Annotated in this window: 1 protein-coding gene; it reads right to left on the bottom strand. The window is 41.1% G+C overall.

What is annotated here, in order from left to right; all coding sequences use genetic code 11:
• The coding region (locus tag AAEY87_RS14355; RefSeq protein ID WP_350657653.1) for a flavin reductase family protein at positions 1-241 on the bottom strand (241 nt) is incomplete at both ends.

Raw genomic sequence — 241 nt, 5'->3', positions numbered from 1 at the left:
AGCCATCACTTTGAAGTGCTACTTCATCTAAATACACATCAGTGATTTCACCTATTACAAGCTCTGTGCCATTGATGGCTAAATGTTGGTTTTCTACAAATTTAACCGAGTACTTTAAGCGGCTTTCTTTAACAAAAGGCGCTGCAAACTCGTTTAAGTATTCGGGCGTTAAACCTGTCGCCGCAAATTCCGACTCGTCTTTGTCGTAGCGGGCTGATGTTTGATGAGCTTGCTTATAAAT

Source organism: Psychrobacter sp. S1-30-MNA-CIBAN-0213, assembly GCF_040309845.1.
Classification (GTDB): domain Bacteria; phylum Pseudomonadota; class Gammaproteobacteria; order Pseudomonadales; family Moraxellaceae; genus Psychrobacter.
This window is presented reverse-complemented; position numbering and strand designations above follow the sequence as displayed.